Source organism: Lentzea sp., assembly GCF_036380075.1.
In the GTDB taxonomy this organism is placed as follows: Bacteria; Actinomycetota; Actinomycetes; order Mycobacteriales; family Pseudonocardiaceae; genus Lentzea.
In genome coordinates this window covers 1-17,473 of sequence record NZ_DASVFL010000215.1, presented here as the reverse complement: position 1 = coordinate 17,473, position 17,473 = coordinate 1, and the positions used below count along the sequence as shown (strand labels likewise).

General features: G+C 70.6%; 17 protein-coding genes. 12 read left to right on the top strand and 5 right to left on the bottom strand.

The features are described from left to right. Position 1 precedes the first annotated feature (1 nt). Positions 2-1,495, bottom strand: coding sequence for a CocE/NonD family hydrolase (locus tag VF330_RS23865; protein WP_330853889.1), 1,494 nt, complete (start codon positions 1,493-1,495; stop codon positions 2-4). 116 nt (positions 1,496-1,611) lie between these two features. Here VF330_RS23865 and VF330_RS23860 point away from each other — a divergent pair, with 116 nt between their 5' ends. The 7 genes from VF330_RS23860 (at position 1,612) to VF330_RS23830 (ending at position 5,280) form a co-directional block, all read left to right on the top strand. Further along, positions 1,612-1,950 carry a hypothetical protein gene (locus VF330_RS23860; RefSeq protein WP_330853888.1) on the top strand — a complete coding sequence of 113 codons (339 nt, stop codon included), beginning with the start codon at positions 1,612-1,614 and terminating at the stop codon, positions 1,948-1,950. Further along, positions 1,950-2,861 (top strand): glucosyl-3-phosphoglycerate synthase, encoded by a 912-nt coding sequence (locus VF330_RS23855; protein ID WP_330853887.1) that lies wholly within the window; start codon positions 1,950-1,952, stop codon positions 2,859-2,861. The genes VF330_RS23860 and VF330_RS23855 overlap by 1 nt, the downstream gene beginning before the upstream one ends. A gap of 198 nt (positions 2,862-3,059) precedes the next feature. Further along, positions 3,060-3,398: a PadR family transcriptional regulator gene (locus VF330_RS23850; RefSeq protein WP_330853886.1), complete on the top strand. Its 339-nt coding sequence runs from the start codon at positions 3,060-3,062 to the stop codon at positions 3,396-3,398. Further along, a complete protein-coding gene (locus VF330_RS23845; RefSeq protein WP_330853885.1) occupies positions 3,383-4,060 on the top strand; it encodes a permease prefix domain 1-containing protein in 678 nt (225 codons plus the stop codon). The genes VF330_RS23850 and VF330_RS23845 overlap by 16 nt, the downstream gene beginning before the upstream one ends. Further along, positions 4,057-4,356: a DivIVA domain-containing protein gene (locus tag VF330_RS23840; protein WP_330853884.1), complete on the top strand. Its 300-nt coding sequence runs from the start codon at positions 4,057-4,059 to the stop codon at positions 4,354-4,356. The genes VF330_RS23845 and VF330_RS23840 overlap by 4 nt, the downstream gene beginning before the upstream one ends. A gap of 46 nt (positions 4,357-4,402) precedes the next feature. Next, positions 4,403-4,696 carry a hypothetical protein gene (locus VF330_RS23835; protein ID WP_330853906.1) on the top strand — a complete coding sequence of 98 codons (294 nt, stop codon included), beginning with the start codon at positions 4,403-4,405 and terminating at the stop codon, positions 4,694-4,696. A gap of 44 nt (positions 4,697-4,740) precedes the next feature. Beyond that, positions 4,741-5,280 (top strand): DNA-3-methyladenine glycosylase I, encoded by a 540-nt coding sequence (locus VF330_RS23830; RefSeq protein WP_330853905.1) that lies wholly within the window; start codon positions 4,741-4,743, stop codon positions 5,278-5,280. Positions 5,281-5,283: 3 nt separating this feature from the next. Here VF330_RS23830 and VF330_RS23825 read toward each other — a convergent pair whose 3' ends face one another. Both VF330_RS23825 and VF330_RS23820 read right to left on the bottom strand, forming a co-directional pair. Continuing rightward, a complete protein-coding gene (locus VF330_RS23825; RefSeq protein WP_330853883.1) occupies positions 5,284-6,069 on the bottom strand; it encodes an enoyl-CoA hydratase-related protein in 786 nt (261 codons plus the stop codon). 10 nt (positions 6,070-6,079) lie between these two features. After that, entirely contained in the window at positions 6,080-6,877 is a 798-nt protein-coding gene (locus VF330_RS23820) for a PaaX family transcriptional regulator C-terminal domain-containing protein (protein ID WP_330853882.1), read from the bottom strand. A gap of 253 nt (positions 6,878-7,130) precedes the next feature. Here VF330_RS23820 and VF330_RS23815 point away from each other — a divergent pair, with 253 nt between their 5' ends. The 3 genes from VF330_RS23815 (at position 7,131) to VF330_RS23805 (ending at position 10,863) form a co-directional block, all read left to right on the top strand. Beyond that, the gene (locus VF330_RS23815; RefSeq protein WP_065914675.1) at positions 7,131-7,298 is read left to right on the top strand and encodes a DUF3117 domain-containing protein; all 168 of its coding nucleotides are present in this window, start codon (positions 7,131-7,133) and stop codon (positions 7,296-7,298) included. Positions 7,299-7,432: 134 nt separating this feature from the next. After that, complete coding sequence (locus tag VF330_RS23810) at positions 7,433-8,842, top strand: leucyl aminopeptidase family protein (RefSeq protein ID WP_330853881.1); 1,410 nt, start codon at positions 7,433-7,435, stop codon at positions 8,840-8,842. Positions 8,843-9,348: 506 nt separating this feature from the next. Further along, positions 9,349-10,863, top strand: coding sequence for a hypothetical protein (locus VF330_RS23805; protein WP_330853880.1), 1,515 nt, complete (start codon positions 9,349-9,351; stop codon positions 10,861-10,863). Here VF330_RS23805 and VF330_RS23800 read toward each other — a convergent pair. Continuing rightward, a complete protein-coding gene (locus VF330_RS23800; protein ID WP_330853879.1) occupies positions 10,845-11,738 on the bottom strand; it encodes a LysR family transcriptional regulator in 894 nt (297 codons plus the stop codon). The two genes, VF330_RS23805 and VF330_RS23800, sit on opposite strands and share 19 nt — an antisense overlap. A gap of 52 nt (positions 11,739-11,790) precedes the next feature. Between VF330_RS23800 and VF330_RS23795 the strand changes: the two genes are divergently transcribed. Next, positions 11,791-13,080, top strand: a complete 1,290-nt coding sequence (locus VF330_RS23795; RefSeq protein ID WP_330853878.1) for an MFS transporter — start codon at positions 11,791-11,793, stop codon at positions 13,078-13,080. Positions 13,081-14,402: 1,322 nt separating this feature from the next. Here VF330_RS23795 and glgA read toward each other — a convergent pair. Then, complete coding sequence (gene glgA, locus VF330_RS23790; RefSeq protein ID WP_330853877.1) at positions 14,403-15,554, bottom strand: glycogen synthase; 1,152 nt, start codon at positions 15,552-15,554, stop codon at positions 14,403-14,405. 88 nt (positions 15,555-15,642) lie between these two features. Here glgA and glgC point away from each other — a divergent pair, with 88 nt between their 5' ends. Further along, positions 15,643-16,857: a glucose-1-phosphate adenylyltransferase gene (gene glgC, locus VF330_RS23785; protein WP_330853876.1), complete on the top strand. Its 1,215-nt coding sequence runs from the start codon at positions 15,643-15,645 to the stop codon at positions 16,855-16,857. Positions 16,858-17,473: the final 616 nt, after the last annotated feature.

The window sequence follows — 17,473 nt, the reverse complement described above, 5'->3', positions numbered from 1 at the left end:
CTTACGCCTTCGGAACCGTGAGGCTCGACGGTCCGAAGGTGACGGTCGAGCCACGAGTCGATTCCGACAGGTAACGCGGGTCGACCGTGTCGATCACCAGTGCGAGCCGGTTGCCCGCGCCGACGTTCCACACCGTCGGTTCCAGCTCGACGTCGAGCGTCTGGGTGCGGCCGGCACCGGTCACCTTCACCGGCTTGTGCGTGACCAGCGCGCCGAGCCCGAGCGGCCCGACCTCGTACAGGTACGCGAACAGCGTGGTCGTCTCCGCGCTGGGCGTGACCTGCAACCGCAGCTTCGGCGTCCCGGCGAGCGTGGCGCCGTTCGGGTACTGCGGGCCGTTCCACACGCCGGCGACGTTGCGGTCGACGAACGGCAGCGAGACCCCGGTCGGGATGTTCAGGAACCCCTGCAGCGCACCGGAGAGCAGGATCGTGCCGCTGTCGGCGACGGTGTTCCAGCCGGCGGCGATCCGCCTGCCGTCGAGCTGGACGGTGTCGGCGTTGCCGGCGGGCCACGCGCCGAACTTCTTCCACGTGCCACCGTTGTTGGGCTTGAGCTGCACCGGCTGCTCGGTGTCGATGCCGTTGGCCACGCCCTTGAGGTGGTGGTCGAACCAGCGCCCGACGGACTCCCAGATCTCGTTCGGCAGACCGGCCGCGCCGAACAGCTCGGCGGTGGCGTGGTCGCCCGGCGAGAGCATGAGCCGCTTGGGACCGGTCAGCTTCGAGTAGAAGTCCGCGACCTGGCCCGGCGCGAAGATGCCGTCGTTCCAGGCGTTGCCGATCATCACCGCGGTGCCGTTGGCGTTGATCTGCGCGATCTTCGACGCGGCCGAGCGCTCGGCGGAGATCGGCACGACCTCCCAGAACCTGCCGTCGCGGTAGGCGTCCTCGGCCTCGTCCAGGACGGGACCGGGACGTCCGGTCAGGTGGCCCGCGGCCAGCAGGACCTCGACGGCCTGCTTGTTCACGGTGCTGTTCGGGTAGAGCGACCGGGCCAGGTCGGTCCACGTGCTCAGCGCCGCCACGGCCTTGACGCGCTTGTCGGTGGCGGCGGCGAGCAACGACTGCCCCGCGCCGTAGGAGATCCCGGCGACACCGACCTTCGTGCCGTCGGCGTGGACGTTCGCGACGGCCCAGTCGATGACCTTGGAGACGTCGCCGACCGTGTCGGGCCCGGCGACGTCGATCTCGCCGCCGGAGTCCCAGAAGCCGCGGCTGGTGTAGCTGACCACGACGTAGCCGGACTCCTTGGCGAGCTTGGCCGCCGCGCCGACGTACTCGATGTTGGGGACCGCCCAGCTGGACGGCATGACGAGCAGCGGGAAGGGACCGCCGCCGATGCCGGTCGGTTCGACGACGAGGGCCTTCAGGGCGGTGCCCCCGGCGCCGGCGATCGACCGGTACGAGATCTGGTGTCCCGGGGCCGCGAGGGCGGCCGGGGCACCGAGCAGGGTGATGAGGAGTACCAGGAAGGAGACAAGTGATCGGCGCACGCTGGTCCTCCTTGACCATGACGTAGATCACACAGGGTGTTACCGCTGAGTAAACCAGGCGGCTACTCGCGAGTAGCAAGAAGCTGTGAGTCAGCTCACTGTCTAGGCTGGGTGGTGTGAACCGATTCCGCGTCCGCGAGCTGCCGACCGACCGGGTGCTGGTGGTGGCCTGCCTGACCAGTGCGGACGCCGTCGGCCAGGCGGTCGCCGACGGAGCGGACGTGATCGAGTTCGACGGTGAGCTGGACCTGCCGCGGCTGGACGGGGCGCTGGACGTCGCGACGGTCCCGGCGGGGGACGAGGACTTCACCCTCGCGGCCGCGACGGTGGCCGCGATGTCCGGGGCACGCGCCGTGCGCGCGTCCGACGTGAGGCAGGCGAGGAAGGTCGTGGAGATGGTCGCGAGCGTGACGGGCACCCGTCCGCCGGCCCGTGCGGTGCGGGCGCTCGCCTGATGCTGCCCGCAGTCGAAGCCTGGTTCGCCACGCACACCTGGCAGCGCCCGCCGTGGACCGCGGACGAGCTGGTGGCGTTGAAGCGCGGCCGGACCGTGTCCGTCGTGCTGCCCGCGCTGGACGAGGAGGAGACCGTCGGGGACGTCGTCGCCGTGGTCCGCCCGTTGCTCGGCACGCTCGTCGACGAGCTGGTGGTGGTGGACTCCGGGTCGACCGACCGGACCGCCGAGGTCGCCGCCGCGGCCGGGGCGCGGGTCGTGCGGCGCGAGGACGTCGTGCCGTCGCTGGAACCGTTGCCCGGCAAGGGCGAGGTGCTGTGGCGGTCGCTGGCCGCCACCTCCGGGGACCTGGTCGTTTTCCTGGACTCCGACCTGGTGGACCCGGAGACGGCGTTCGTGACGGCGTTGCTGGGGCCGTTGCTCCAGGACGACGGCGTGCACCTGGTGAAGGGGTTCTACCGGCGGCCGCTGCGGCTGGAGAGCTCCGGCGGCGGGCGGGTCACCGAGCTGGTGGCGCGGCCGTTGCTGAACACGTTGCGGCCGGAGCTGTCCGGTGTCGTGCAGCCGCTCGGCGGTGAGTACGCGGCGACCAGGTCGTTCCTGGAGTCCGTGCCGTTCGCGGCCGGGTACGGGGTGGAGATCGGGCTGCTGCTGGACGTGCACCGGCTCCACGGGCTGTCCGCGCTGGCCCAGGTGAACCTCGGCGTCCGCAAGCACCGCAACCGGTCGCTGCTCCAGCTCGGCGTGATGTCCTCGCAGATCATGGGGACGGCGCTGGCCCGGTGCGGCGTGTCGGCCGACTCCGGGCCGCTCACGCAGTTCGTGCAGGTCGGCGGCGAGTGGCTACCCGACTCGACCGACGTCCTCGTGGCCGACCGGCCGCCGATGACGCACGTGGTCGAAGAGGGCTAGCCGCTCCTCGCGGTGGGTCACGACCAGTGCGCCGCGCCCGCCGAGACGTTGAGCGACAACAGGATCCGTGAAGCGTCCACATGCGACTCACGTGACGGCGAACGCCTGCCGGGCGACCTCCCAGGGGCGTCCCCTACAGGCCTTACCGGGAAATTCCTGGAACCGGCCGAGAACGCGTGATCAGTAGAGTCACCACTCATGAAGCCCGACGCGCTACGCGGCCACCTCGACGCGTTGCTGCTGGCCACGCTCGACGGCAGGCAGCTGCACGGCTACGCGATCATCGAGGCGTTGCAGCAGGGCAGCGGGGGCGCGCTGGACCTCCCGACGGGCACGGTCTACCCGGCGTTGCGGCGGCTGGAGCGGGCGGGTCACGTCGCGAGCGACTGGAGCACGGTCGGCGGCCGCAAGCGCCGCACGTACCGGCTGACGCCGACGGGTCAGAAGGCCCTGCACGCGGAACGCACCGCGTGGCGCGAGTTCACGACGGTCATCGACGGGGTGCTGGGAGGGGGCGGCAAGTGGGCGCAGACCTGATCGACGGGTACGTGGCAGACCTCGGGTCGCGTTTGCAGGGCTCCCGCAAGCAGGTCCGCGACCTGCTCACCGAGACCCGCGACAGCCTCACCGACGCCACCGAGGCCCACGTCGGCCGCGGCCTCACCGAGCGGGAGGCCCAGGAACGCGCCGTCGACGAGTTCGGCCCGGTCCGCGAGATCGCGAACGCGTACCAGGCCGAGCTGGCCGTCTCGTACGGCACGCGCACGCTCATCTGGCTCGCGGTCGTCCTGCCGTTGATGCACATGGCGTGGGAGTACGGCCGAATGCTGCTCATCGGTCCGTGGCAAGACTTCGGCACGGCGCCGCCGTCCTGGTACCTGTTCGTCGCCAAGGCCAACGACCTGACCAGCGGCATCGCGTCCGGCGTGGCGCTGGTGGCGTTGGTGCTCGGCCGGCTGCTGGCCCGCCGGTGCGACGCGAAGCTGCTCGCACGGCTCGGCGCGACCGTCGCGCTCGCCGCCGTCGGCGCCGTCCTGCTGGGCAACCTCTCGATCATCGCCGCCACCGCGCACCTCGATCCGGCGCGGCTCGTGCAGTCGCTGCCGATGACCTTCGCGAGCGCGGTCACCTGGATCGTGATCGTTCGTCTCGGTCTGCTCGCTCGCCGGTGCCTGAGCTGTGCCACGATCGTCGTGTGACCAACGCCCTTCTCTACCTGATCGTGATGGTGGCCGTCGCGGCAGTGGTGTTCCTGCTCGCGGCGTTGGTGTTCGGCCGCGGCGAGGAGCTCGCCCCGCTGCCGCCAGGAGCGTCGCCGACGCGGCTGCCCGCGGACGACATCACCGCGCAGGACGTCCGCGAGCTCAAGTTCCAGCAGGTGTTCCGCGGCTACAAGATGAGCGAGGTCGACTGGGTGCTGCAACGGCTCTCGACCGAGGTCGAGACCCTGCGGGCGCGCGTCGAGGAGCTGGAGAGCAGTGACCACCGAGCTTGAGCTGGCCGTCCAGGTGGCCGCCCCGCCCGACACGATCTTCCGCGCCATGACCGACTGGGAACGCCAGTCGGAGTGGGTCTTCGGCACCCGCGTGTCCGTGGTGGAGGGTGACGGGAAGTCGGTCGGCAGCGAGATCGACGCCGTGACGCTCGGCGTCTCGGACCGCATGCGGATCACGCGCTGGGACCCGCCGCACGCCGTCGAGGTGCAGCACCTCGGCCGCGTCGTCCGGGGAACCGGTGTGTTCGCCGTGCGCGGCAGTCGTTTCGTGTGGACCGAACGCCTCGACGTCCCGTTCTTCTTTCCGGTGGTGAGGCCGCTGTTTGAGCTGGTGCTGTAGCGGTCGTTGCAGAGGTTCGCGCGGTTCGCGGAGGAGTACCGGTGATCATCCGCTGCCCGTGGGGCGACTCGACCCCGGACTACGCCGACTACCACGACACGGAGTGGGGCGTGGAGCTGCACGGCACGCCCGAGCTGTACGAGCGGATGTCGCTGGAGGCGTTCCAGTCGGGCCTGTCGTGGATCACGATCCTGCGCAAGCGCCCGGCGTTCCGCGCCGCGTTCGGCGAGTTCGACCCGAAACTGGTCGCGGAGTTCGGACCGGCCGACGTCGAACGGCTGATGGCCGACGCCGGCATCGTCCGCAACCGGCTGAAGATCGACGCCGCGATCCACAACGCCCGCGTGATCACCGAGCAGGACGTCGACCTCGACGCGCTGCTGTGGTCCTTCGCGCCGGAGAGGCACGAGCGGCCGAAGACGATCGCGGACGTCCCGGCGATCACCGACGAGTCGAAGGCGATGGCCAAGGAGCTGAAGAAGCGCGGCTTCAAGTTCCTCGGCCCCACCACGTGCTACGCGCTGATGCAGGCGACCGGGATGGTGGACGACCACATCTCGACGTGTTTCCGCGCCACGAGCTGAGCGCTACCGGCCGATGAACTTGGGCGCCCTCTTGTTCACGAAGGCGTCGACGGCCTCGCGGTGGTCCTCGGTCGCCCCGCAGTCGGCCTGGGTGCGCCGTTCGGCCTCCAGCGCGTCCTCCAGCGTGCCGTCCGCCGCGGCGGCCAGGGCCTCCTTGATCTTCGCGTAGGCCGTGGTGGGCCCGGCGGCGAGCTTCGCGGCCAGCAGGTGCGCGGTGGCCAGCAGCTCCTCGTCCGGCACGACCTGGTTGACCATGCCGACCCGCAACGCCTCCTCGGCGCCGACCGGCTGGGCGAGCAGCATCATCTCCATCGCCCGGCCGTGGCCGATCAGCCTCGGCAGCGTGTAGGAGGCGCCGGAGTCGGCGGTGAGGCCGACGTTGGCGAACGCCATCAGGAACTTGGCCGACCTGCCCGCGATGCGCAGGTCCGCGGCATAGGCGAAGGAGGCGCCCGCGCCGGCCGCGCTGCCGTTGACTGCGGCGATCACCGGCTTCGGCATGCCGACCAGCTCCCGCACGATCGGGTTGTAGTGCTTCTCCACCGTGTGCAACGGCGCGGGGTCGCCGGCCTGGAGCAGCCCGATGTGCTCCTTGAGGTCCTGACCCGCGCAGAACGCCCTGCCCGCGCCCGTGATCACCACCGCGCGCACCGAGGGGTCCGCCGCCGCGTCCTTCAGCGCGGCGAGGAACGACTCCTTCAGCGTGACGGTGAAGGCGTTGAACGACTCGGGGCGGTTGAACGTGAGCGTGCGCACACCATCGGCGTCGTCGACGAGGAGCTCGGACACTGGACCTCCATCAAGCAGTGGAAACGTTGCGGACCGGCCGCAGGCACTCGTCGACGAAGCGGCTCGTGCCCGGCGCCAGCCGCAGGGTCTGTTCGTCGAAGAACGACGCTGCCGCCCGGCCCGGCCAGTCCGGTGGCAACAGTTCAGCAGGAAGACCGGGATCGCGGAACAGGAACTTCCGCCAAGCGTGCAGCAGCTGCTGGGAGGCGGCGAACGCGGCGGCGTCGTCGGTTTCGTCCACAACGGACACCTGCTCGGTCCAGTGCGCGACGAACGCGGCGTAGTCGCGGCCCAGCTCGGCGAGGTCCCAGGCCTTCTCCGCCAGCTCGGCGTCCCGACCGTCGTGTGAACCGTGAAAAGTTCGTGCCAGGACCTCCTCGGCGGCCAGCACGTCGGCCAGCTCCGGGGACGGGCGGGGAGCGATCCACGTCACAGGACCGAGCGCGCCGTAGCCGAGCAGCTGCAGCGAGGAGGCGAGGTGGTCGCGCGAGTCGCGGCCGGGCAGCTCCTCCAGCACGACCACGTGCCAGCGACCGTCCCACGTGGACGGCCGGGTGCGGTAGATGCGGGCAGCGGCCTCGTCGAGCCGCCGTTCCCCGCGAGGTGTCATGGCGTAGCCGGGCCCGTCGGGCAGCCGCACGGGGTGCAGCCAGCCCTGCCGGACGGTGCGCGAGACGGCCGTGCGGACGGCCGGCGCGGCGAAACCGAGGGGTTCGAGCAGCCGGACGAGCGCGGCGATGGTGGCGGCGCCACCTCGTTCGCGCAGGTGGCCGCCGTAGACGTCGAAGAGCGCGGAACGGGCTCGCACCCTGCCCAGTCTGTCACGCCGCGCCCCCGGCCGTGCGGTGTCGGTCAGTTCGGCGACGGTCACACCGCCCAGCGGCGCCGAAAGTGTTGCGTCGGCGCGAAAACGGGTACTGATCAGGGACAAGTCAAGATCCACAACTGTCACCCGAACTCGCCAAAAGATCGGTTCGGTTTCGCCCCTGAGTCGCGATAGGGGAGAATGGAGCCGATCCGGCCTGGCCGGACGGGGAAGATGTTGACGGAGGGAGCACGCGATGGCGGCCATGAAGCCCCGGACCGGCGACGGTCCCCTCGAGGTCACCAAGGAGGGACGCGGCATCGTCATGCGCGTGCCGCTCGAGGGTGGTGGGCGCCTTGTCGTCGAGATGTCGGCGGACGAGGCCAGCGCCTTGGGCGACGCGCTGAAGGCCGCCGCCGGCTGAGGCACCCGGCGAGGAAGCAGCAGAGCCCCGGTTTCCACAGTGGAGACCGGGGCATCGCTTCGTTCCCGCTTGAGCGAGAATGAACGGTCGTCAATGCAAGGGGAGGTCAAGCCGTGGCGTCGACGGTTCCGTCAGTGCCCACCAAGCTCGTGGACGTCGAGGTGGCCACCACCGCGCGCCGCGCTGTCCCGTCGGTCGTGCTCGCGGCCACCGGACCGGCGCTGGGACCGGGTGGCGACGGCATCGACGTCTCCGGCCTGACCGGCAAGGCCGGTGAGGCGGTGCGCCACGACGAGGCCTGGACGCTGGGTGTCGGCACGGGCACGCTCGCCGACTACCGCACGGCCGGTGCGTCGCTCGTGCGCGCGTTGAGCGGCGACGACGCCCCCAGGACCGCGGACGTGCTGCTGACCCCGGACTTCGACTCCGCGAAGGTGCGCGCGTTCGTGCTGGGCGCGGCGCTCGGCGGCTACCGCTTCAAGGTCACCGGCGAACAGGCCCCGAAGCGGGTCGGCTCGCTGAGGCTCGTCACCGGCGACACCGGGTTCGAGGAGGTGCTGACCTCCGCCGCGCTGAAGGCCCACGCGCTGGCCACGGCCACCTCACTCACCCGCGACCTCGCCAACACCCCGTCCAACGTCAAGGACCCGCGCTGGCTCGCGACCACCGCCGCCAAGCTCGCCGAGAAGGTCGACGGCCTGTCCGCGACCGTGCGCGACGAGAAGTGGCTGGCGCAGCAGGGCTTCGGCGGCGTGCTCGCCGTCGGCGGCGGCTCGGCCCGCCCGCCCCGCTTCCTGGAGCTGACCTACGGCACCACCGGCCCGCACCTGGTGTTCGTCGGCAAGGGCATCACGTTCGACACCGGCGGCATCTCGGTGAAGCCCGCCGACGGCATGCACCTCATGCGCACCGACATGGCGGGCGGCGGCGCGGTGATCTCCGCGCTGATCGCCGTGGCCAGGCGCGGCCTGCCGGTCAGGGTCACCGGCCTCGTGCCGTGTGCGGAGAACCACGTCTCGGGCTCGGCGTACCGGCCGGGCGACGTCGTGCGGCACTACGGCGGCGCGACGACCGAGGTCCAGAACACCGACGCCGAGGGCCGCATGGTCCTGGCCGACGCGATGGCGTACGCGGTGAAGAACCTGAAGCCCGACCTGCTCGTGGACATCGCGACGCTGACCGGCGCCATGAAGGTGTCCCTGGGGCTGCGCACCGGTGCGGTGCTGAGCGCGTCCGACTCGCTCGCGGCCTCCGTGGTCGAGGCCGGGGCCGCCGTCGGTGAGCAGTGGTGGCGGATGCCGTTGCTCGAGGAGCACGTCTCCGCTGTTTCCAGCGAGATCGCTGACTACCGGCAGACCCCTCCCGGGCCCGGTGGGATCACTGCGGCGCTGTTCCTGCAGAAGTTCGCCGGGGACGTGCCTTGGGCGCACCTCGACATCGCCGGGCCTGCTCGGTCGGAGAAGGTCTACGACGAGGTGGTGGCCGGGGCTACCGGGTTCGGGGCTCGGACTTTGGTGGAGTTGGCGGAGAAGTATTCGCGCTGAGGTTGGCCGTGCGGGGGTTCCAGCGTGGTTGCCCTCTGGCGGGCGGGTGCCTGTTCCAGCGTGGTCATGCACCCCCGGACGAAAGACTGGAGTGGCATCGCCGCTGCGCGACGATTGCGATTGGGGCTTGACTTCGGGGCCCTTGCGAGGCGCTGAGTCGGCCGGAAAAGGCCGGACGCTTCGCGACCGGCCGAGCCCGAAAGGGGTAGCACCTCGCACCCAAAGTCAAGCCCCAATCGCACAAGAACGGGTGGGTTCACCGGCTCTAATCGGCGTCAGGGGTGACCTTGGAAGTGCGGGGGTCTGTACGGCTCGCCTTCGGCATCGCGGCTGGGCTGCTAGACCCTCCGATCTGCCGATACGAGACGGGCGCGTTTCGCGGCATGATGTGAGCTCCTTCACAACGTCGTAGAGGAGCGCTCGTGTTACTCCGCCTGGCTCTCGCCGTCTCGTTGGTGTTGGCGTCGATATCACCCGCCACGGCTGATGCGCCGTGGTGGGAACCGGTGGCGAGGCCCGCGCCGGACTCGCAGATCAACGTGACCGGTGAGCCGTTCGGGGGGACTGACGAGCAGGGGCGGGTGCGCGGGTTCGTCGACGCGCACAACCACCTCATGACGAACGAGGGGTTCGGTGGGCGGCTGATCTGCGGCAAGCCGTTCTCGGAGCAAGGGGTCGCGGACGCGTTGAAGGACTGTCCCGAGCACCACCCGGCGGGGATCGGGGCGATCTTCGAGGCGATCGTCACGGGTGACCTCGACGGGCACGACCCGGTGGGCTGGCCGACGTTCAAGGACTGGCCGTCGTCCACCACGGTCTCGCACCAGCAGAACTACTACGCCTGGCTGGAACGGGCCTGGCGCGGTGGGCAGCGCGTGCTGGTGCAGGACCTGACCAGCAACGCGACGCTCTGCATCATCCACCCGTTCAAGGACAAGCCCTGCGACGAGATGCAGTCGGTGCGGTTGCAGGCGCAGCGGACCTACGAGCTCCAGGCGTTCGTCGACCGGATGTTCGGTGGGCCCGGCAAGGGGTGGTTCCGGATCGTCACCACGTCCGAGCAGGCGCGGGACGTGGTCGCGCAGGGCAAGCTCGCTGTCGTGCTCGGCATCGAGACGTCCGAGATCTTCGGCTGCCGGACGTTGCTCGACATCCCGTTGTGCAGCAAGGCCGACATCGACCGCGGTCTCGACGAGGTCTACGCGCTCGGCGTGCGCAGCGCGTTCCTGTGCCACAAGTTCGACAACGCGCTGTGCGGTGTCCGGTTCGACTCCGGCACCCAGGGTGGCGTGATCAACGCCGGTCAGTTCCTGCGCACCGGGCAGTGGTGGCAGACCGAGGAGTGCAAGGGGCCGCAGCAGGACAACCCGATCGGCACCGTCGGGCCGAACGCGCTGGTCCCGGCTGGTGTCGTCGCGCCCGCCTACGACCCCGCGAAGCGGTGCAACGTGCGTGGCTTGACCTCGCTGGGCGAGTACGCGGTGAAGGCCATGATGCGCCGGCACATGATGATCGAGGTCGACCACATGAGCGTGAAGGCCGCCGGGCGGACCCTCGACCTCGCCGCGCAGGCGCGTTATCCCGGCATCGTCTCCAGCCACAGCTGGATGGACGCGCAGTGGACCGAGCAGGTCTACCGGCTCGGCGGGTTCGTGGCGGGGTACGAGAACAGCCCCGAGGGGTACGTGTCGCAGGCCGCCGCAGCGGAGCCGTTGCGCCGCAAGTACGACGTGGGGATCGGGTTCGGCTCCGACTACAACGGCGTCGGCTCGCACCCGGCACCGCAGAGCGGCGTGACCTACCCGTTCCGCAGCTACCCGGACGGACCGCTGGTCGACCGGCAGCGCACCGGCGACCGGGTCTGGGACATCAACGTCGACGGCGGCGCGCACATCGGGCTGTTGCCGGACTGGGTCGAGAAGGTCCGGCAGCTCGGCGGCGACCAGCTCGTGCGGGACATGCTCGGCGGTGCCGAGTCGTACCTGCGCACCTGGTCGAAGTCTCAGACCTGGACGCCGTGAGTCCGCAGGGCGTGGTCGCGGAAAGCGCGGACGGCGGGCGTCAGCGGGTTGTCCGCGAGCCACGTCAGCCCGAAGATCCGGCCGGTCCGCGGGGTCAGTGACAGCTCCCGCAGGCCCGGAGGCGGCGCGAACTCGGCGTGGGTGAGCAGTGCCACGCCGAGTCCCGCCGCCACCAGGCCGCGCACCGTCTCGATCTCCTGGCACTCGAACACGTAGCGGGGCGTGACGCCGGCGGCGGCGCACATGTCGTCGGTGATCTGGCGCAGGCCGTAGCCGGGTTCGAGGGTGATGAGGTCCTCGCCGGCCAAGTCCTCGATCCGCACGGCACTCCTGGCCTCCAGCGGGTGCCCGGCGGGCACCACGACGATCAGCGGCTGCTCGAACAGGACCACCGACTCGAACTCGGGACCGGACGGCGGCGGGGCGACCAGGGCGAGGTCGATCTCGCCGCCGAGCAGCTTGTCGACCACGGCCTGGCGGGCGTTCTGGACCAGGCCGAACCGCACGTGCGGGTGCTCGGCGCGGTAGCTGCGGACCAGTTCCGGCACGATCGCGCGGCCGAGCATGTGCAGGAAGCCCAGCACGACCCGGCCCTTCTCCGGGTCGAGCTCCTCCTCGACCTCGCGCAGACCCGGTTCCAGCGCGGCCAGCGAGCGGGTGGCGGCCTCGGCGAGGAGGCGGCCCGCGCGGGTGAGCCGGACGCGCCGCCCGCTCTTCGCGACGATCGGCGCGCCCAGCTGCTCACCCAGCTCCGCGAGCCAGCGGCTGACCGTGGGCTGCGGGAGCCCGACGCGTTCCGCGACGCGGGTCACGTGCTCGTCGGCGGCGAGCGCCTTCAACACCGCCAGCTTCGGGGCCAGTTCCAATTCGTCCACGGATCGATTCTCGCCCAATTCCGTATTGGACGTATGGCTTAGCGTCGAAGACGTGAACAGGTTGACCGCGTCCGTCGCTGCCTCGGGGTTCGCGTGCTTCGCGTTGCTCTACACGCCGCAGCCCGTGATGCCGCAGATCGCCGACGAGTACGGGCTGGGCCCGAGTGCCGCGTCGCTCGCGCTCTCGGCCGCGACGCTCGCGCTGGCGGTGGTGGTCGTGCCGATCGCGATGCTCTCCGAACGGGTCGGGCGCCGGCCGGTGATCGTGGTCAGCGTGCTGGTGGCGGCCCTGCTCGGGCTCGTGCTGCCGTTCGCGCCGAACTACGAGGTGTTCCTGGTGCTGCGGGTGCTGCAGGGCGTCGCGGCGGCCGGCGTGCCCGCGGCGTCGATGGCGTACCTCGCGGACGAGCTGGGCAAGGACCGGCTCGGCGCCGCGATGGGCGCGATGATCGCCGGCAACAGCCTCGGCGGCATGACCGGCCGGCTGGTCACCGGCATGACCGCGGACTGGCTGGGGTGGCGCGGCTCGGTGCTGCTCGCGGGCGCGTTCGGGCTGGCAGCGGCGCTGGTCGTGGTGTTCCTGCTGCCGGCTGCTCAGAACCGCCCCAAGCGCGCGCCGCGGGGGATGAAGGCGGCGTTGCGGGACCCGGTGCTGCTCTCGCTGTACGCGGTGGCGGTGCTGCTCGTGGGCGCGTTCATCTCGTTCTACAACGTCGCGGGCTTCCAGCTCACCGGGCCGGTGTGGCTGGAGACGCTGGTGTTCCTCTTCTACGGGTTCGGCAGCACCTCGGCGGCGTTCGCGGGCAGGCTGGCCGACCGCCACGGACGCGGGCGCGTGCTGCTGATGTGCATCGGCGTGCTGGCGCTCGGTGCGCTGGCGAGCCTGCTGTGGGTGCCGCTGGGCCTCGCGGTCGTCACCGCCGGGTTCTTCGCGGCGCACACCACCGCCAGCGGCTGGGTCGGCGCGCGGGCCCCCGAGCACGCCCGCGGGCACGCGTCCGGGCTGTACCTGTGCGGGTTCTACGTCGGCAGCAGCGTCGGCGGCACGTCCGGCAGCACCTCGTACGAGGAGTGGGGCTGGGGCGGGCTGGTGCTCGTGGTCCTCGGCTGGCTGGCGCTGGCCGCGATGCTCGCCGCGAACTCCGGCGCGAGGGTGAAGCGGGAGGCGGCCGAGGCCGCTCAGAAGTCCAGCGCGAGCGTGATGCGCGAGTCGACCGGCGCGATGGCCGTCACGCCCAGCCGCGGCAGGTCCGGCCTGCCCTCGACCAGGCCGACCGAGACCGAGCGGGTGTCCGCCGGGACCTCCACCACGACCGCGAACGGAAGCGGGCCGCCGTCGTAGCGCGCGCCCACCTGCCGGGCGGTGGCGCCGTCCGGCAGCGTGACGGTGACGAGGTCCTTGGTGAGGAAGCCGCCCGCGGTGTCGGGCAGGTTGCCGGTGGCCTCGATCCGCACCTCCAGCAGCGCCTTGTCCGGCGCGGAGATCGTGGCCACGTCGTACTGGCTCTCGCCGAGCTTGATCGGGCGCTGCCGGCCGAGCCTGATGCCGGTGATCTTCATGCCGAGCTCGCGGTCGCCGAAGCGGATCTTCTGGGTCGGCTCGGTGAAGTGGGCGGGAGCGGCGGCGCGCTGCAGCACGGGCGGCGCGTTGTCGGTGCGCTTGCCGGAGGGGAGCTCGGCGCGCTGCTCCAGCGACTTGGCGCCCAGCGACCCCAGCGCGAGCGACTCGGTGCCCTCCTGCGGGTCCGGCACGGTGAAGACGACGAACACCGAGCCGTTGGCGGGCAGGCGCTCGGACGGCAGCACCTGGCGCTTGCCGGGCACCTCCAGCGCGAGCTCGGACGGCTGCGGCGCGAAGCCCTGCCAGTTGGTGCGGTGGAAACCGCTGTCCGTCTCGTTGAGCTTCTCGACCCTCATCCGCACGACCCGCAGCCGTGAGCCGGCCTCGGCGCGCACGGTGCCCTCGGCGGTGAACCAGATGTCCGGGTTGGCCCAGCCGGTGACGGAGGTGGAGAGGAGGTCGTCGCGCAGCTTCACGTCGACGTCGCCCAGACCGAGGTCGGAGTTGCTGCGCTTGCCGTCGTCGGGCAGCACGGCGAGGAAGTCGCGGCCGGCGGTGAGGTCCTGCTGCTTCGACGGGTCGATCTCCTTGCCGTCGGTGCGCACGAGCTTGCCGGACGGGGTGCTGCGGTTGCCGTTCTCCGGCACCTGCGGCGACTGCACCTCGTAGCGGACCTCGTCGTCGTTCTTGGTGACTTCCTTCATCGGCACGGGCACCCAGTCGGTGCCGGCACCCGTGCCGGGGACCTGGACCGGCCCGCACCACAGCCGCTTGTCCACCTCGGACTCGACGCCCGTCTTGGAGAACCAGCAGCTGACCGCCGCGGCGCCGGCCCGTGCCACGTAGCCGTACTCGAGCGTGTAGGCCAGCTGCGCCTCGGCCTGGGCCTGGAGGTCCGAGGCGTCGGCGAGCTTCAGGCCTCCCACGGTGAGCTGCACGGCCGTCGGCTGGGCGGCGGGAGCTGTGGCGCATCCAGTCACCGCGAGGACGACCGTCAGACCCAGCAGCGCTCCGCGCACAGTTCCCTCACCAGATGGATCGACGACATCACTACTGGTTAAAGGCGGCGCTCACCCGTCCGGGTTGCCCAAACGGGAAGTGACTCAAGTCACACTACGGTAGACCTCGACCGTCTGCTCGGCCATCGCGGACCACGAGAAGTCCTGCTCAGCGCGTGTGCGACCGGCGAGGCCGAAGCGCCGCGCGCGGTCGGGGTCTGTGATCAACTCGTTGATCGACTGGGCGAGCTCGAGCCGGTAGGTCGACGGGTCGTGCTCGTCGTAGTGCACGAGGAGGCCGGTCTCGCCGTGCACGACGACCTCGGGGATGCCGCCGACGTCGCTCGCGACGACCGCCGTGCCGCACGCCATCGCCTCCAGGTTCACGATGCCGAGCGGTTCGTAGACCGACGGGCACACGAACACCGTGGCGTGGCTGAGGATCTGCCGCACCTCGGCCGGCTGGAGCATCTTCTGGATCCAGAACACGCCCGCCCGCGACTCGGACAGCTCGCTGACCGCCTGCCGGATCTCCTCGGCGATCTCCGGGGTGTCCGGCGCTCCGGCGCACAGCACGATCTGCGCTTCCGGGTCGACGTGGTGCGCGGCGGCGACCAGGTGGCTCAAACCTTTCTGCCGCGTGATCCTTCCCACGAAGGCCACGATCGGCTTCGCGGGGTCGATCCCACGGGACGTCAGGGCGTCGGTCTCGGTCACCGGGTGGTAGGCCTGGGAGTCGATTCCGTTGCGGACGACGTGGACCTTCGCGGGGTCGAGAGCGGGGTAGGCGTCGAGCACGTCGGCCCGCATCCCCTCGCTCACGGCGATGACCGCGTCGGCGTGTTCGTACGCCGTGCGCTCCGCCCAGGACGAGATCCGGTACCCGCCGCCGAGCTGCTCGGCCTTCCACGGCCGGCGCGGCTCCAGCGAGTGCGCGGTGACCACGTGGGGGATCCCGTGGAGGAGTTTGGCCAGGTGACCGCCCATGTTGGCGTACCAGGTGTGCGAGTGCACGAGGTTCGCCGTGGACACCGCGGCGGCCATTTCCAGGTCCACCGCGAGGGTGGTGAGGGCCGCGTTCGCCTGCTCCAGGCTGTGCGGCGGGTTGTGAGCCGTGGCGTCGGATCTGGGCCCGCCGAAGCAGTGCACGTCCACGTCCACGAGCTCGCGGAGATGAGGCACGAGGAATCCCACGTGCACGCCGGCGCCGCCGTAGACCTCCGGCGGATATTCCCGTGTCAAGAGCGCAACTCGCACGCACTCACCGTAGATCACGGAGGCGCCCGTTGGGACGAACGGAGTTGCGTCTGGTTCAACAACGATCGCCCGGATAGGGTCACGTGCTGTGAAGGGGCAGCCGCACGTTCTCGGAATTGTGCTTGCCGGTGGTGAAGGCAAGCGCCTCTGGCCGCTGACGGCCGACCGCGCGAAACCGGCTGTGCCCTTCGGGGGCAACTACCGGCTGGTCGACTTCGTGCTGTCGAATCTGGTCAACGCGGGGCTCGCGAAGCTCTGCGTGCTGACGCAGTACAAGTCGCACTCGCTGGACCGCCACATCTCGACGACGTGGCGCCTGTCCAATGTGCTCGGTCAGTACGTCACCCCGGTCCCGGCCCAGCAACGCCTGGGCCCGCGCTGGTACACCGGTTCCGCCGACGCGATCTTCCAGTCGCTGAACCTGGTTCACGACGAGAAGCCGGACCACGTGGTCATCTTCGGTGCCGACCACGTGTACCGGATGGACCCCAGCCAGATGATCTCGCAGCACGTCGAGTCGGGCGCGGCCGTGACCGTCGCCGGCATCCGCGTGCCGCGCAACGAGGCCAAGGCCTTCGGGTGCATCGACTCCGACGCCTCCGGCAAGATCACGCGCTTCCTGGAGAAGCCGTCGGAGCCGCCGCACGTGCCGGACGACCCGGACGTCACCTTCGCCTCGATGGGCAACTACGTCTTCACGACCGAGGCGCTGCTGGACGCGCTGCGCGGGGACGCGTTGAACCCGGACTCCGACCACGACATGGGTGGCGACATCATCCCCATGCTCGTCGACCGGGGTAAGGCGCACGTCTACGACTTCCAGGACAACGAGGTCCCCGGCGCGACCGACCGCGACCGCGGCTACTGGCGGGACGTCGGGACGATCGACGCCTACTACGACGCGCACATGGACCTCGTTTCGGTCCATCCGATCTTCAACCTCTACAACCAGCTGTGGCCCATCCGCACCGCCACCCCGCCGCTGCCCCCGGCCAAGTTCATCGCCGGCGGGTCCGCGGAGGACTCGATGGTGGGGCCGGGGTCGATCATCTCCGGCAAGATCCACGGGTCGGTGATCTCCTCCGACGTCACCGTCGAGGTGGGGTCTGTGGTGCAGGGGTCGGTTTTGTTGCCCGGGGTTCGGATCGGCAAGGGTGCGGTTGTGCGGCGGGCCATTTTGGACAAGAACGTCGTGGTGCCCGATGGGGCGTTGATCGGGGTGGATGCTCCTATGGATCGGGAGCGGTACACGGTTTCCGCTGGTGGGGTCACTGTTCTTGGCAAGGGTGTTCGGGCTTACTGATCTTGTCGGACCCCCTGGGTAGGTTGTGTTGCGAGAGGGGCTTCCTGCGGGGGGACGCCTGCGTCAGCTTGGGTTTCGCCGGCTGGGCGGGTGGTCGGCTTGCCTGGGGCGGGCCGCGAGCGGGCGGGTGGTCGCCTTGCTTGCTGCCGTTCCTGTTGCGTGCTTCCTCCTGGGGGCGCTGCCCCCAGACCCCCGGCAATCTGATCGGGGGCACCGCGCCGCTGGCGGGTTGATGGCACGCCTGTTGCTTTGGGCGGCCGCCGGTTGCTTTGTTGGTTGCGTTGCGGTGGGTGCACCGTCACAAGCCGCACCAGGAGCGGGCCACAACGAGGTAGGGGTGTCAACCCGGCGAAAAGCGTGCCGGGTTGACACCCCTACCTCGTTGCAGCAAGAGCTGTGGCGCGACTCGTGACGGGGCACCCACCGCGCGGAGCTTTGCTCCGTTCGGCTCGGGCCGTTGGCCCTCGATCACACGCGCGGCCTGCGGCCTGCGTTGCTACGGGCGCCTGGCGGCTACCAGCAGGCCGTCGCCCAGCGGGAGCATCACCGGTACCAGGCGGTCGTCCTCCTTGACCAGGCGTGCGATGTCCCTCATCGCCTGGGTCGACTCGTCTCG

Excerpts from the sequence above, each read along its gene's own strand:
- VF330_RS23855 (WP_330853887.1), top strand. The coding sequence starts at position 1,950 with ATGCTGCCCGCAGTCGAAGCCTGGTTCGCCACGCACACCTGGCAGCGC.
- VF330_RS23850 (WP_330853886.1), top strand. The coding sequence starts at position 3,060 with ATGAAGCCCGACGCGCTACGCGGCCACCTCGACGCGTTGCTGCTGGCC.
- VF330_RS23835 (WP_330853906.1), top strand. The coding sequence starts at position 4,403 with ATGACCGACTGGGAACGCCAGTCGGAGTGGGTCTTCGGCACCCGCGTG.
- VF330_RS23815 (WP_065914675.1), top strand. The coding sequence starts at position 7,131 with ATGGCGGCCATGAAGCCCCGGACCGGCGACGGTCCCCTCGAGGTCACC.